Genomic DNA, 14,182 nt, shown 5'->3' with positions numbered 1-14,182 from the left:
GTCGGGCGGGCCGCCCGAGTTCCCGACCCTCAGTCGCGGTCCTCGGGCGCCGCGCAGTCCTCCCACCACGGCTCGGCGTGGGCGGCCGCGACGCTGACGGCGTCACCGGTCGTGAGGTCGACGCGCTCGCCGACGCGGGGGAAGGCGACGGGGACCCGCGCCTCGACCGCGGCCCGGCGGATGCGGCGTACGGGCTCGGCCCACCAGTGCATCGAGAGGTTGAAGGTGGCCCAGTGGATCGGGATGAGGAGCGACTCTCGTGCGGCGGTCTGCACGGTGCGGGTCGTCTCGGTGGGATCGCCCTCCTCGTGGGTGCCGCCCGGCGTGTCGATGCGCTGGTCGCCCTCGATGAAGTCGTCGGCCACGCCTGCGGCGTCCTCGGTGAGGGCGTGGGCCTCGTCGCCGATGCGGTTGACGTCGCGGTGCGCGGCGAGGGCCTGCTCCGGGTCCATGTGGATGTCGGGCCAGAACGAGTCGTAGGCCCCGACCGGCATCAGGGTGACGTCGAACGGGCCGAGGTCCGCGCCGATCGCCGCGAAGCGCTTCGACGTGCCCGAGTCCCCGGCGAAGTAGGCCGTGTGGCGCGGGCCGTGCAGGGCCCAGCCCGCCCACAGCGTCTGGCTGTCGACGAGCCCGCGGCCGGAGTTGTGCCGCGCCTCGGTGCACGTGAGCCGGATGCCGGCGACCTCGGTCTGGCCGCGCCAGTCGAGCGCGGTGATGCGCGACTCGGGCACGCCCCAGGCGAGCAGGTGGGCGTTGACGCCGAGGGGCACGACGTAGTGCGGCCGGTGCGTCTCCTCGAGCCGGACGATCGACGGCTGGTCGAGGTGGTCGTAGTGGTCGTGGCTGATGAGGACGGCGTCGATGCTCGGGAGGTCGGCGATCGACCCGGGGACCGGGTGCATCCGTTTCGGCCCGGAGTGCCGGATCGGCGAGACGCGCTCGCTGAAGACGGGGTCGATGAGGAAGCGGGCACCGTCGATCTCGAGGACGCTCGTGGCGTGGCCGTACCACGTGACGGCGAGATCGCCCGGCTGGCGGGGCGGCTTCGCGGTGACGACCGGCACGGTGCTCGCCGGCTGGCCGCGGCCGCTGACCCGGATCGCCGCGAGCAGGGCGCTGGTCTGGGCCTTGACCCGCGGACGCAGGGACGGCTCCTCGCCCTCGAAGCGGCGGTTCGTGAAGTTCGGGGAGTCCTGGACGAACGGCAGGATCGCCGCGGGCGACGCGCCCATCCGGTTCATGACCCGCACGAACTGGCGCGCCCGGGTGCGCGAGGAGACCTTCTCGATGGCGGACGAGACGGCGCGGACGGACGGGCGGTCGGAGGTTCCGAGGCTGCGCATCGGGCACCTTTCAACGAGGGGCGAGGAGTGGGGTGAACGTACCCCGCGACACGTCGGCGTCATCATGGTGTTGACGTGACACCACAGTGGTGTCATAGTGATGCACATGGACATCACCGAGTACGTCGACGCACTGCGTCGGGATCTCGCCCAGGCGGCCAGGGCGATGGGTCCGGAGACCGAGCAGGCCGCCGAGCGGATCGGCTTCGCGCTCGACTCGTCAGCACGCCTGGCTCTCATGGACGCCCTCTCGCACGCTGCGGCCGAGATCACCAACGAGCTCGACGGCACGTCCGTCGAGGTCCGCCTGCAGGGCCGCGAGCCCGTCTTCGTCGTCGTCGGGGGCGGCCCGTCGGCCCTCGCCGACGACACCCAGGCGATCGACACGGCTGACACCACCGTGGTGTCACCCGAGGACGAGGGCGCCGAGACGTCGCGGATCACGCTCCGACTGCCCGAGGCCCTCAAGGTCCGGGCCGAGGAGCTCGCGACGAGCCGCGGCCAGTCGCTCAACACGTGGATCGTCAACGCGGTCCGCGCCGCCACGGGGAGCGGCGTGCCGCCGATGCCCGGCTTCCCGCCGATGCCGCCCGGCCCGCAGTTCGGGCCCGGCGCCCCCGGCCGCAACCGTTCCTCCAACAAGCGCGTGCAGGGCTGGGTCCGATGACCGGCACCGAGACGCCTCACGGCCAGCGCACCGACAGCACGACCGCCACCCTCACGACCACAGAGCAAAGGGGATTTCCCATGGGCACCACCCTCGAGACCCGCTTCGACACGACGGGTCCCATCACCCTCAAGGCCGAGCTCCTCGTCGGCGACCTGACGCTGACCGTCGGCACCGGTCCGACGACGACCGTCCGCCTGAACCCGCACGGCAAGCACGGCGCCGAGATCGCCGAGAAGTTCACGGTCGAGGCCCACGGCAACGACGTGTCCGTCCTGGCGCCGAAGCTGCGCGACAGCTTCTTCTCGCTCGGCACCAAGGGCTCGGTCGACGTCGAGGTCGAGCTGCCCGCCTCGAGCACGGTCGATGCCAAGACGGGGGCCGGCGACATCACGGCGGCCGGGCTGCTCGGCGAGGTCCGCGCGGCCACCGGGGCCGGTGACCTCACCTTCCACGAGGTCGGCTCGGCCCGGCTCAAGTCCGGCTCCGGCGACATCACGCTCCAGTCGGCGAGCGGCGACCTCGACGCCAAGACCGGCTCGGGCGACATCACCGTCGGCACGGGCGGGGGGCGCCTCGACCTGACGTCCGGCAGCGGCGACATCTCCCTCCGCCGTTCCGACGCGGCGGTCAAGGCCAAGACGGGCTCGGGCGACCTGCACATCGGCGCCTCGACCGGCGACCTCGAGCTGACGACCGGCACGGGCGACGTCCGCCTCGACGGTGTGCACGGCGGCGAGGTCCGGGCCAGGACCGGCACGGGCGACGTCACCATCGCCGTCGCCCACGGGGTCGCGGCCTACCTCGACCTCAACACCGTCACCGGCGACGTCGACATCGACCTCGAGGAGACCTCGGGACCGGGGGACTCCGAGGCCCAGGCGCGCCTCGTCGTGCACTCGGGCAGCGGCGACATCCGGGTCAAGCGGGCGCAGGTGAGCCTCGCATGAGCACCGGGACCCTGAGCCTGTCGCCCCAGGAGGCGATCGCCCGCGACCGCATCGTCGAGCGCGTCGCCGCCCGTCACCACGCCCCCAAGGTGGGTCGCACCCGCCGGCACGTCCGGGCCGCGCTCCTGCTGCGCAGCCTCGCCGAGCGGCTCGACCCCTCCGCCGAGCGTCCCGGGCGCGCCGACCTGCACGTCGTGCCCGCGCCGCACGCCGGCAGCCCGCGTCCCTGGACCGCAGCACCCCGCCGGGCCCCGCACCGGCACGGCTGAAGTCCATCCCTCCCCACGGAGCCCGTCGACCCCCGTCGGCGGGCTCCGTGCATCTCCGCCCACCGGGCGCGTGGCACCATCGGAGGATGTACGTGCCCACGGCGAACGCCATGGCCGGACCCGACGTCACGGCCTTCCTCGCGACCCATCCGGCCGCCCGCCTCGTGACCGTCGGGCCCGACGGTCGTCCGGACTCCACCCTGCTGCCCGTCATCGTCGACGGCGACCGCGTCGTCGGCCACCTCGCCCGGGCGAACGAGCACTGGGCGCGCATCGCGCCGGGGTCGCCGGGACTCGTCGTCGTGGGCGGTGCCGACGCCTACGTCTCCCCGGGGTGGTACGCCAGCAAGGCCGAGCACGGACGCGTCGTGCCGACGTGGAACTACACCGAGGTCCAGCTGCGTGGCGCCGTCACCGTCCACGACGACCCCGACTGGGTGCTCGACGTCGTCACCCGGCTCACCGAGCGGCACGAGTCCGGGCGCGAGCTGCCGTGGTCCGTCACCGATGCCCCGTCGAAGTACGTCCGCGGGCGGTTGCGGGCCATCGTCGGCATCGAGGTCGTCGTCGAGTCGGTCGAGGGCAAGGCCAAGCTGAGCCAGAACCGGTCGGACGCCGACCGCGAGGGAGCGATCGCGGGGATGCGTGCCGAGGGCTCCGGTGCCGCGCTCGTGGTGGCCGACGAGATGGAACGCACCCTCCGGGGCTGAACGCCGCTGCGGCACAAGGCCGCCCAGCCCATGCCGAACGCATCACCTGGGCACAGACGCCCCACAGGCGCCGGCGCGAACGTGGGGACATGGACACGACACCCCGCCCCGGAAATGCTCCCTCGACCTTCCGTGCCACGCTCCGTCGCGGCCTCGGCGCAGCCGGCGCTGCCGTCGCCGTCGCCTTCGTCGGCACCACGGCCCTGGGGGCCGGGGAGGCACACGCCGCAGGGGTCTCCGGCGGTCTGACGCCCGTCCGCACGGCGTCCGCGCCGACGCCGCACCCGCACCGCAACCACGCGGCTCACCCGGCCAACCTGCCGGCGGCGACGACGACGGCCTGCCGCTACTCGTTCCGCGACGGCCAGCTCATCCGCCTCTGACCACTCGTCCCCGTCCCGGTCGTCAGTGCGACGGGTCGAGCCAGGCGTGCACGAGCGGCACGACCGAGGCGCCCTCGCCGCTCGCCGACGCCACGCGCTTCATCGAGCCCGCGCGGATGTCCCCGGCCGCGAAGACGCCCGGCACCGTCGTCTCGAGGCTCTCGGGCGGCAGCCCGTCGCGCCAGCGGTCCTGCGGCACGTCGCGGCCGGTCAGGACGAAGCCCCGTTCGTCCCGGACCACCTCGTCGGGCAGCCAGTCGCAGTGCGGCGCCGCGCCGATGAGCAGGAAGAGGCCGCGGCACTCGCGCCGCTCCTGCGTGCCGTCGGCGGTGTTGCGCACGGTGACCCATCCGAGCCGGCCGTCCTCGCCGGGCCCACCCTCGAGGACCTCGGAGCAGGCGAGGACGGAGATCCGAGGGTTGTAGGCGATCTCGCCGACGAGGTAGCTCGACATCGTCTCGGCGAGCGATGCGCGCCGCACGAGGATCGTCACCGTGCGGGCGAAGCGGGCCAGGTGGATCGCCGCCTGCCCCGCCGAGTTGCCGCCACCGACGACGACGACGTCGGCCCCCTCCATCTCGCGGGCCGCCGTCATGGCGCTGCCGTAGTGCACGCCGAGCCCGACGAGGCGCTCGATGCCCGGCGCGTCGAGACGGCGGTACTTCACCCCGGCCGACACGACGACCGCGCGGGCGAGCAGGTCGCCGCCCTCGGTGCGGAGGCGGTGCGGCGCGAGGACGCCCTCGGCGTCCACCTCGCCGGGCACGAGTGACGTCACCGGCCAGCCGGAGAAGAACTGCGTGCCGAAGCGGATCGCCTGGTTGCGCGCCCGCTGGGCGAGCCGCATACCGCTGATGCCCCTCGGGAAGCCGAGGTAGTTGCGGATCATCGACGACGTGCCCGCCTGTCCGCCGACGGCCTCGGCCTCGAGCACGACGGTGCTCAGTCCCTCGGACGAGGCGTAGACGGCGGCCGCGAGACCCGCCGGGCCGGCTCCGACGATGGCGACGTCGACGACGCGGTCGACATCGACGTCGGCCGGGCGGCCGTAGATGGCGGACGCGACGTCGCGCACGCTCCTGGCACTGCCGACGCGCTGGTTGAGGTCCATGAAGAGCGGGAACTCCGCCTCGCCGCCCTCGGCAGCGACGAGCGCGAGGACGTGCCGGCCCTTCTCGCTCTCGGGCGCGTAGACGCGGTTGGGCAGGCCCATCCGGTCGAGGTAGTCGCGGATGCTCAGGGTCAGGGCATCCTCGACGGGCGAGACGAGGGCAACCGCCACGACCTCGGGCTCGGCCACCGTCGAGCCCCAGTCGGACAGCAGCTCGCAGATGGCGGTGTGGAACTCCTCGTCGCGGGCGCCCCGCGGCGCGAGCAGGTAGGCGTCGTACTTGCCCTTGGCCATGCCACCGCGGAGGCGCTCGGCGTCCTCCCTGAAGGTCGACACGTGCGCGGCGATGACCCGGCGGGCGGTCGGCACCGTCTGGCGCCACCAGTGGAAGGCCTCGTGCACGTCGGCGTCGGGCAGGCGGGACTCGGTGACGAACATCGCCACCTGGCCGCCTTCGGCGACGACGCGCTTCGCGGCCAGCTTGGCCTCGTGCGCGGAGGTGGCGGTGGGCAGTTCGTAGTCGCGGGCGTAGCGCCCGAACTCGTCGAGCAGCTCGTCGCAGCGGTTCTCGGACACGAGGATGATCGCCGGCTTCACCCTGCCGATCCTAGGAGCCCAGGCTCCCCGGGAACATGACGTGGAGTATGCCGTCGCCTCAGTCGGTGACGACCGTGACCTCGTCGGGTGCGCTGAGCACCTCGACGTCACCGTCGGCCGAGACGGCGAGGTCGACGCGCCCGCCGCAGAAGCGCAGTCCCTCGACGCGCAGCGCCCCGTAGGGGGCGGGGCGCACGGGGGAGAGGCGCAGCGTGCGGGTGGCCGCGTCGGGTCGGGGACGCAGCGCCACCGTGAGGAGCGCGACGGCGGAGGCCGCCGACCACGCCTGCGGCCGGCACGACGCAGGGTAGGGCGTCGGCGCACCGGCCAGCGCGAGACCGGAGTAGAGCTCGGGCCAGCGGTAGGAGAAGGCCTCGGCCGACGCGAGCAGCGTCCGCGCGACCTCGCTCGCCTCGACGCCGAATCCCTCACGGGACAGGCCGATCGCCGTGATCGCGGTGTCGTGGGTCCAGATCGAGCCGGTGTGGTAGCCGATGGGGTTGAAGCCGCCGTTGCCGGTGCCGAAGGTGCGCACGCCGAAGTCGTCGAGCAGCTCGCGGCCGGTGACGGTGGCCGCCACCCGGGCGGCCTCGTCGGGGGACAGGGCGCTCGTGCCGAGCACGTGGCCCATGTTGGAGCCGAGCCCGTCGACCGCTCGGCCCGCGCCGTCGAGCGCGATGGCGAGGTGGTGGCCCGCGTCGGTGTCGACCCAGAAGCGGGCGCGCAACCGGCCCTCGAGAGCGGTCGCCGCGGCGTCCGCGGCGTCGGCCTCGGTGGCTCCCGCGGTGTCGTCACCGAGCGACCGGTGGAGGCGTGCGGCGGCGCGGAGGGCCTCGACGGCATACGCCTGCGCCTCGACGAGCGCGATGGGGGCGTCGGCGACGGTGCCGTCGCGCCAGCGGATCGAGTCGCCGGAGTCCTTCCAGCCCTGGTTGGCGAGGCCGGTGCCGGACGTGTCGAGGTACTTGAGCAGGCCGTCGTCGTCGGGCTGCCCGTCGCCCGTGAGCCAGGCGACTGCTGCCCGCAGGGCCGGCAGCAGGGGGCGGGCGCGCTCGAGCGGGAGGCCCCAGTCGCACGCGTCGGCGAGGAGGCAGACCCAGAGGGCGGTCGCGTCGACGGTGCCGTAGTAGACCTGCGGCAGCGTCATGCCGGTGGTCGTGTCCCGGTGCACGTGGCGCCGCAGCTCGTGTGGGATCTTGCCGGGCGCCTCGCCCGTGACGGGGTCGTGCGTGGTGCCCTGGCGTCGGGCGAGGGTGTGCAGCGTGCCCTCGGCGAGTTCGGTGCCGAACGGCAGCAGCATGCGTGCCGTCCAGATGGAGTCGCGGCCGAAAAGCGTGAGGTACCAGGGGGTTCCGGCGGCCGCGAAGACGTGCTCGGGCGATGCCGGGTCGCGCAGGACGAGGTGGCGCAGGTCGTCGAGGCCGCGTTCGACGGTGCGGGCGAGCCGGTGGTCCTGGGCGGTGACGCGCACGTCGTCCCACGCCAGCGCGTCGGAGCCGGGGTCGGCGTCGAAGGCGGAGGCCTGCAGCCGCTCCGTCGTGATGCGCAGGCAGGCCGAGGCGGTGAGTCCGGGCTCGACGACGAGCGTCGTCTCGAGAGCGACGGAACCGTCGTCACCCGGACGCACGGCCACGGTGGCGCCCGGGGGGAGCTCCTCGAGGGCGACGGTCGTGCGGTGCCAGTCGTCGGTGAGGACGAGACCGTCGGCCGTCGCGGTGGCCGCGGTGGCGGGCCCGCTGAGGTGGCCGGACTTCACGGCGCCGATGTCGAGGCCGTCGCCGGCGACGACGAGGCGAAGGGGAGCGTGCACGGTCTGCGCGGCCCGCGAGGTGATGGCGACGTGCTCGGTGAGGGTGCGGGTGCCCGACCCGAGCAGGCGCCTGCTGCGGAGCACCTCGACGGTCGGGTCGGGGCCGGGGTTGCCCAGCGCGCGCGCGGCCGCGGCGTAGTCGGCGGCGGCGCCCGACGCGCGCTCGGCCACGAAGGCCGGCGTCTCGCCGGCGATCTCGAGGCGCAGCGTGCCGAGGATGCGCCGGTCGTCGACGTAGAGCCCCTGGCTCGTGCCGGGGAGCACGTCACCCGAGCGGTCCGAGAGCACCGTCGCGTTCCCGTCGACGACGATGGACAGCTCGTGCAGCCAGGGCTGGCGAGGGGGGAGCGGCGCGTCGCGCTCGGACACCGAGGGGCCTTCCGTCGGGAGCAGGGGTCGTTGCCGGAGAGGTGCTGGGGGACGCCGAGGGCGCCCGACCAACCTGTCACGGAATGGTCAAGCACGCTTGACCATCGGGGCAGACAAGAGCATGCTCCCTCACGTATGAACGTTCAAGTCTGTTCCGTTTTGAACGATCAACACGGCCCGTGGCGGGCCGCGACCAAGCGCAAGGGAGCGTGACGGGTGAGCACCGACGAGAGCCGAGAGGCCCGGCGAGACGCTGTCGCCGCCCCGTCGCGCCCGACGATCGTCGACGTCGCCGAGGCCGCGGGCGTGTCGCGCCAGACGGTGAGCAACGCCCTCAACCGACCGCACAAGGTCGCCCCCGACACCCTCGAGCGGGTGCTCCGGGAGATCGAGCGGCTGAGCTTCACCCCGCACGTGTCCGCGCAGCAGCTGCGCCGTCAGCGTGCCTCGGCCTACGGCTTCGAGGTCAACCCGTCGGGCCACCGCCGCCTCGGCCACATCCTCGACGAGTTCCTCGTCGAGCTCACCGTGTCGGCGCCCTCGCACGCCAGCCACCTCGTGGCCTTCGCACCCGACCCCGATGACGTCATCGCCGGCTACCGGCAGACCCTCGCGAGCGGTCTCGTCGACGGCTTCGTCCTCGCCGACACCCGGCACTCCGACCCCCGTCCGCCCTGGCTGCTCGAGCAGCACGTGCCCTTCGTGTCCTTCGGACGCGTCTGGGACCTGCCGGAGCTGACCCGCTGGGTCGACGTCGACGGCCACGCCGGCGTGCTCCAGGCCGTGCGGCACCTCGCCGAGGCCGGCTACGCCCAGATCGGCTGGCTCGGCTGGCCCACCGGCTCACCCGTGGGTGACAACCGCCGGCAGGGCTGGTCCGACGGCCTCGCCGAGCTCGGCGTCACGGGCGACGCCCCGACCGCCGAGGCGGTCCAGGACCTCGACGAGGCGACGGACGCCGCCGCCCGACTGCTCGACCGGCTCGGTCCGGACTCCGCCGTCGTCTGCGCCTCCGACCTGCTCGCCCTCGGGGTGCTGCGCGCCGTGCGCAACCGCGGCCTCGAGCCCGGACGCGACGTCGGGGTCGTCGGCTTCGACGACACCGACGTGGCTGCCGCCATGCAGCTGACGAGCGTCCACCAGCCCGTCGCCGAGGCCGCCCGCACCGCCTGGGACATGCTCGTCGACCCCACGACCACACCCGGACCGGTGCTCCTCGAGCCCTCCCTGACCGTGCGCGCCTCGAGCGTGCGCGAACCGGCCGCCCCCGCGCGTGCCGACACCCGACCCACCGCCAAGCAAGCGCGGCCCGACGAGGACCCACCCGGCATATGCCCGTGATCCACGGGTACGTGCCGCTGACCACACCACACCCGAAAACAGGAGAGAACGATGTCACGCAAGACCACCACGGCCGCCGCAGCGGCCTGCCTCACCGGAGTGCTCGCCCTGAGCGCCTGCGGCGGGGGCGGCTTCAGCGGTGGCAACAACGCGCCGCAGGCCACCGCGAAGGGCCCGGTCAAGCTCACAGTCATGATCGGCAGCTCGGGCGACGCCGAGACCAACGCGGTCAAGGCGGCCACGGAGGCGTGGGCCAAGAAGACCGGCAACACCGTGGAGGTCATCGCCGCCTCGGACCTCGGCCAGCAGCTGGGTCAGGCCTTCGCGTCGACGACGCCTCCCGACGTCTTCTACACCGACGCCTCCAAGGTCGGCACGTTCGCCAAGGCCGGAAACCTCTACGCCTACGGCGACCAGGTCAAGGACGCCGGCTTCCTGCCGGCCCTCGTCAAGGCCTTCACCTACGACAACAAGTTCTACTGCGCCCCCAAGGACTACTCGACCCTCGCTCTTGAGATCAACCCCGACCTGTGGACCAAGGCCGGGCTCACCGACGCCGACATCCCCAAGGACTGGGCCGGCCTCGAGGCCGTCGCCAAGAAGCTGACGTCGGGCAAGGTCACCGGTCTCGTCATCGGCAACGACATCAACCGCAGCGGAGCCTTCATCAAGCAGGCCGGTGGGTGGATCGTCTCCGAGGACGGCAAGACGATGACGGCCGACAGCGCACCCGCCAAGGCGGGCCTCGCCGAGGTCCAGAAGATGATGAAGGACGGCGTCCTCAAGTTCAGCTCCGACACCTCCCCGGCCACCGGCTGGGGCGGCGAGGCGCTGGGCAAGGGCGTTGCGGCCATGACCATCGAGGGCAACTGGATCAGCGGTGCCAAGAAGGACTTCCCCGACCTCAAGTACAAGGTCGTCGAGCTCCCCGCGGGCCCGGCCGGCAAGGGCACGCTGCTCTTCAGCAACTGCTGGGGCATCGCCGCCAAGTCGCAGAACCAGGCGCAGTCCGTCGACCTCGTCAAGTCGCTCATCACGACTGAGCAGCAGATGAAGTTCGCCGACGCGTTCGGCGTCATGCCCTCGACCGAGGAGGGCGCCAAGGCGTTCGCGGCGAAGTTCCCCGACCAGCAGGCCTTCGTCGCCGGCGGCGAGTACGCGCAGGGCCCGGTCAACCTGCCGGGCTTCGACGAGGTCATGACGAAGTTCAACTCGCAGCTGGCGACCCTGGGCAAGGGCGGCGACCCGATCGCCTGGCTCGCGGAGCTTCAGAAGAACGGCACCTCGGCCATCTCCGACTGACCCAGCCACGGCGTCCGCCCGCCCCAWGGCGCGGCGGGCGGACGCCCTCTCCCCACGGTCGCCGATCCCCAGGAGGGCTCCATGGCATCCATCGACGAACGTCCGCAGGACGACGTCTCCGCGTCCGGCGCGCGAGCCGGACAGGTGGCCGCGGCCTCCGCGGGCACCCCGACCGGGCCGGCCGGCGCCCCCGGAGCCCGACGTGCCCCACGCCGCAGCGGTAGCGGCATACGGGGGCGTGAAGGTGCGGCAGGCTGGATCTTCGTCGCTCCCATGATCGTCATCCTCGGGCTCTTCCTCGTCATCCCGATCGGGATGGCCCTGTGGGTGAGCTTCACCAACTGGCAGGGCAACACCAACCCGTTCGTGGTCGGGCAGGGCACCGACGTCGTGGGTCTGAAGAACTACACCGACCTCTTCGCGCGTGACGGCCTGACCCGCGACAACTTCATGCAGTCGATCGGCAACACCTTCTACTACGTGCTGCTCGTCGTCCCGCTGCAGACCGTCCTCGCACTCGCGCTCGCGCTGCTCGTGAACAACACGATGCTCAAGGGCCGCAGCTTCTTCCGCACCGCCTTCTACTTCCCGTCGGTGACGAGCTCGATCGCCATCGCGACGGTGTTCCTCTTCCTCTTCTCCAACACCGGCGCCGTCAACGCCTTCCTCGGATTCTTCGGCATCGACGGCCCACAGTGGTTCAGCGACAGCCGCGGCCTGCTCCACCTCGCCTTCAACGCCGTCGGGATCGACAACCCCGCGTGGGCCCAGGGCGAGATCTTCGGACGCAGTCTCTGGGACTGGCTCTCCGGGCCGTCGGTCGCGATGTTCGTGATCATCTTCCTCGTCATCTGGACGACGTCGGGCACCTTCATGCTGATGTTCATCGCGGCGCTGCAGGACCTGCCCGTCGAGATCGACGAGGCGGCGGCGCTCGACGGCACCTCGCGCTGGCAGAAGCTGCGGCACGTGACGCTGCCGATGATCAAACCGGCGCTCTTCCTCGTCATCACCCTCGGGCTCATCGGCACGTGGCAGGTCTTCGACCAGATCTACGTCATGGGCAAGGGCGCTCCCGCGGGGACGACACTGAGCCCCGCCTTCCTGTCGTACCAGCAGAGCTTCGGCAACTTCCGCTACGGCTCGGGCGCGGCCATGGCGTTCGTCGTGTTCCTCATCATCGTCGTCCTGACGCGCGTCCAGCGGTACGTGCTGACCGACAAGGACGAGCGCAAGCCCTTCTTCCGACGCGGAGGCCGCAGATGAACGTTCGCAGGTCCAACCCCGTGAAGACGATCCTGCTCTACGTGGCAGTGCTCGCGTTCGCCGTGCTCTTCATCTACCCGTTCCTGATCCAGATCGCGACCTCGTTCAAGACCGATCCGGACGCCGCGAACAACCCGCTGTCGCTCGTGCCCAATCCCTTCACCACCCAGGTGTGGCAGCGCATCTTCGGCCAGACCGGCGACTCGTCGGTGCCGATCACCACCTGGGCACAGAACTCGGTCCTCATCACCCTCGTCGTCACCGCCTGCCGGGTCTTCCTGGACTCGCTGGCCGGGTATGCGCTCTCGCGGCTGCAGTTCCGTGGCCGCAAGGCCGTCTTCGCCGCTCTCCTCGCGGTGATGGCGGTGCCGGGTGTGGCCCTGCTCATCCCGAAGTTCCTCATGGTCAACTACCTCGGCATCTACGACACCTACACCGCGATGATCCTGCCCCTCATCGTCGACGCCGCAGGCATCTTCATCATGAAGCAGTTCTTCGACTCGGTGCCGATCTCGATCGAGGAGGCGGCCCGGATGGACGGCGCGAGCATCTTCCGCACCTTCTGGTCGGTGGTGCTGCCGATGGCCAAGCCGGCGCTCATCACCCTGACCATCCTGTCGTTCCAGGGTTCGTGGAACGAGTTCTCACACTTCCTCGTGGTGACCAAGGGCACCCCCGAGCACCAGACGCTCGTCACCGGTCTGGCCAGCATGACGAGCGGACAGCTCGGCGCCGGCACGCAGTACCCGCTCAAGCTCGGCACCGCCCTGCTGACGACGATCCCGGTCGCGCTGCTCTTCTTCGCGCTCCAGCGCTACTTCATCCGGGGTGCGAACGAGGGAGGCGTCAAGGGGTGATGGGCCCACCCGCCGCCTGAGGTCGCTGGCGCAGCGTGAGCCAGAGGCGGTGCGCGGTGATGACCGCGAGGGCCCAGGCGAGGCCGATGAGCCAGCCGGCGAGCACATCGGTGAGCCAGTGGTGCCCGAGGAAGACCCGGGAGAGCCCCATCGTGAGGACGAAGAGGGTGCCGAGCGTGATCGCGAGGGTCCGCTGCCAGGCGGCCGTCGTCTCGATGAGGACGAGGTAGACGACGATCGTCGTCAGCACCGTCGCGTTGAGGGTGTGGCCGCTCGGGAACGACGGCGAGAGCTCGAGCGGTGGCACGGCGAGCGAGGCCGGAGGGCGGGCGCGGTCGACGACGTTCTTGCCGACGATCGTCATGGCGAGCGATCCGGCCGCGGCGATGACGGTGAGGACGATCGGCGTCCACCGGCGACGGCGCCACGTGATGATCGCGACGGCGACGAGGGCGAGGATCGGCATGCCGACGGGGCCGCCGACGTCGGTGAAGGCCGTGACGGCGGAGTCGAGGCCGGGCGAGCGGAGGGTGATCGCCGTGTCGAGCACCGGTTGGTCGACGGCCGTCAGGCCGTCGCGCCCGACGACACCCTCGTAGACCGTCTCGATGCCCTCGACGAGGGCGATCATGACGACGAGCGCGATGACCGCGAAGACGACGAAGGCCACGTGCGCGGAGGACCACGACCGGATGCGGCGGGCTGCCGGTCGGGACACGCGGGCCAGGCCGGCGAAGACGTCGACGAGCCACCGCCCGAAGCGGGTGTGCCAGGTGGTGAGGTCGCGTGCCCCGATCGTGTCGTCCGGGGTCGGCGGGCGCGTGGGCTCTGGCATGCCCCATCCTTACCCAGCAGCGGTCACCGGGCGCGGAGGTATGCCGTCCGGCGCGTCCCGTTGAGACGTAAACCATTGTGGGACAGTCGTTTTCGGTGTGGACAACTCTGGTGCAGCCAGTCGAACACCTGTTCTGCATATCTGCTTGGGTGAAGTAGGATCTGTGGATGACCGCGAATCCGGTTCGGGGAGTGGACTACCCGTCCACCTACCAGCAGCTGCTGGAGTGGTTCCCGGACAACCAGTCCTGCCTGGACTACCTGGCCGGACTGCGCTGGCCCGACGGGTTCGTGTGCCCGAAGTGCGAAGCCACTGAGTTCTGGCGCACCGGTGCCGGGCTGTGGATGTGCCGGGCCTGCGGGCGGCGCA

The 14,182-nt window shown here is 71.8% G+C and carries 14 protein-coding genes; 10 read left to right on the top strand and 4 right to left on the bottom strand.

From position 1 onward, the window contains the following. Positions 1 to 29 precede the first annotated feature (29 nt). Positions 30 to 1,346, bottom strand: a complete 1,317-nt coding sequence (locus tag AC1DW8_RS18820; RefSeq protein WP_056822763.1) for an MBL fold metallo-hydrolase — start codon at positions 1,344 to 1,346, stop codon at positions 30 to 32. A 106-nt stretch (positions 1,347 to 1,452) separates the two neighbouring features. Here AC1DW8_RS18820 and AC1DW8_RS18815 point away from each other — a divergent pair, with 106 nt between their 5' ends. The 5 genes from AC1DW8_RS18815 to AC1DW8_RS18795 all read left to right on the top strand — a co-directional run bounded on the left by AC1DW8_RS18815 (position 1,453) and on the right by AC1DW8_RS18795 (position 4,325). Further along, complete coding sequence (locus tag AC1DW8_RS18815; RefSeq protein WP_056772334.1) at positions 1,453 to 2,013, top strand: toxin-antitoxin system HicB family antitoxin; 561 nt, start codon at positions 1,453 to 1,455, stop codon at positions 2,011 to 2,013. An 80-nt stretch (positions 2,014 to 2,093) separates the two neighbouring features. Beyond that, the gene (locus AC1DW8_RS18810) at positions 2,094 to 2,963 is read left to right on the top strand and encodes a DUF4097 family beta strand repeat-containing protein (protein WP_056822761.1); all 870 of its coding nucleotides are present in this window, start codon (positions 2,094 to 2,096) and stop codon (positions 2,961 to 2,963) included. Further along, a complete protein-coding gene (locus AC1DW8_RS18805) occupies positions 2,960 to 3,232 on the top strand; it encodes a hypothetical protein (RefSeq protein ID WP_478095482.1) in 273 nt (90 codons plus the stop codon). Before AC1DW8_RS18810 ends, AC1DW8_RS18805 begins: the two co-directional genes overlap by 4 nt. A gap of 86 nt (positions 3,233 to 3,318) precedes the next feature. Continuing rightward, entirely contained in the window at positions 3,319 to 3,942 is a 624-nt protein-coding gene (locus AC1DW8_RS18800) for an FMN-binding negative transcriptional regulator (RefSeq protein WP_056772326.1), read from the top strand. Positions 3,943 to 4,031: 89 nt separating this feature from the next. After that, positions 4,032 to 4,325: a hypothetical protein gene (locus tag AC1DW8_RS18795; protein ID WP_478095481.1), complete on the top strand. Its 294-nt coding sequence runs from the start codon at positions 4,032 to 4,034 to the stop codon at positions 4,323 to 4,325. Positions 4,326 to 4,347: 22 nt separating this feature from the next. On the opposite strand, the gene AC1DW8_RS18790 is transcribed toward AC1DW8_RS18795, so the two are convergent. Both AC1DW8_RS18790 and AC1DW8_RS18785 read right to left on the bottom strand, forming a co-directional pair. Continuing rightward, the gene (locus AC1DW8_RS18790) at positions 4,348 to 6,033 is read right to left on the bottom strand and encodes an NAD(P)/FAD-dependent oxidoreductase (RefSeq protein ID WP_478095480.1); all 1,686 of its coding nucleotides are present in this window, start codon (positions 6,031 to 6,033) and stop codon (positions 4,348 to 4,350) included. A gap of 58 nt (positions 6,034 to 6,091) precedes the next feature. Beyond that, entirely contained in the window at positions 6,092 to 8,212 is a 2,121-nt protein-coding gene (locus tag AC1DW8_RS18785; RefSeq protein ID WP_478095479.1) for a glycogen debranching N-terminal domain-containing protein, read from the bottom strand. Between the two features lie 216 nt (positions 8,213 to 8,428). On the opposite strand from AC1DW8_RS18785, the gene AC1DW8_RS18780 reads away from it, so the two are divergent. The 4 genes from AC1DW8_RS18780 to AC1DW8_RS18765 all read left to right on the top strand — a co-directional run bounded on the left by AC1DW8_RS18780 (position 8,429) and on the right by AC1DW8_RS18765 (position 12,978). Then, positions 8,429 to 9,553: a LacI family DNA-binding transcriptional regulator gene (locus tag AC1DW8_RS18780; RefSeq protein ID WP_478095478.1), complete on the top strand. Its 1,125-nt coding sequence runs from the start codon at positions 8,429 to 8,431 to the stop codon at positions 9,551 to 9,553. A 51-nt stretch (positions 9,554 to 9,604) separates the two neighbouring features. Continuing rightward, positions 9,605 to 10,855 carry a sugar ABC transporter substrate-binding protein gene (locus AC1DW8_RS18775; protein ID WP_478095477.1) on the top strand — a complete coding sequence of 417 codons (1,251 nt, stop codon included), beginning with the start codon at positions 9,605 to 9,607 and terminating at the stop codon, positions 10,853 to 10,855. 81 nt (positions 10,856 to 10,936) lie between these two features. After that, a complete protein-coding gene (locus AC1DW8_RS18770; protein WP_235508521.1) occupies positions 10,937 to 12,121 on the top strand; it encodes a carbohydrate ABC transporter permease in 1,185 nt (394 codons plus the stop codon). Then, on the top strand, positions 12,118 to 12,978 hold the full coding sequence (locus tag AC1DW8_RS18765; protein WP_056772310.1) for a carbohydrate ABC transporter permease: 861 nt from the start codon (positions 12,118 to 12,120) through the stop codon (positions 12,976 to 12,978). Before AC1DW8_RS18770 ends, AC1DW8_RS18765 begins: the two co-directional genes overlap by 4 nt. On the opposite strand, the gene AC1DW8_RS18760 is transcribed toward AC1DW8_RS18765, so the two are convergent. Next, positions 12,968 to 13,813, bottom strand: a complete 846-nt coding sequence (locus AC1DW8_RS18760) for a phosphatase PAP2 family protein (protein WP_478095476.1) — start codon at positions 13,811 to 13,813, stop codon at positions 12,968 to 12,970. The genes AC1DW8_RS18765 and AC1DW8_RS18760 overlap by 11 nt on opposite strands. A gap of 167 nt (positions 13,814 to 13,980) precedes the next feature. Here AC1DW8_RS18760 and AC1DW8_RS18755 point away from each other — a divergent pair. Then, positions 13,981 to 14,182: transposase (locus AC1DW8_RS18755; protein ID WP_478095475.1), on the top strand; the 202-nt coding region annotated here is incomplete at its 3' end.

This window comes from Terrabacter sp. P2_E3, from assembly GCF_056403915.1.
Note: the sequence above shows the minus strand (reverse complement) of the source record. Positions and strands in the feature narration are given on the sequence as shown.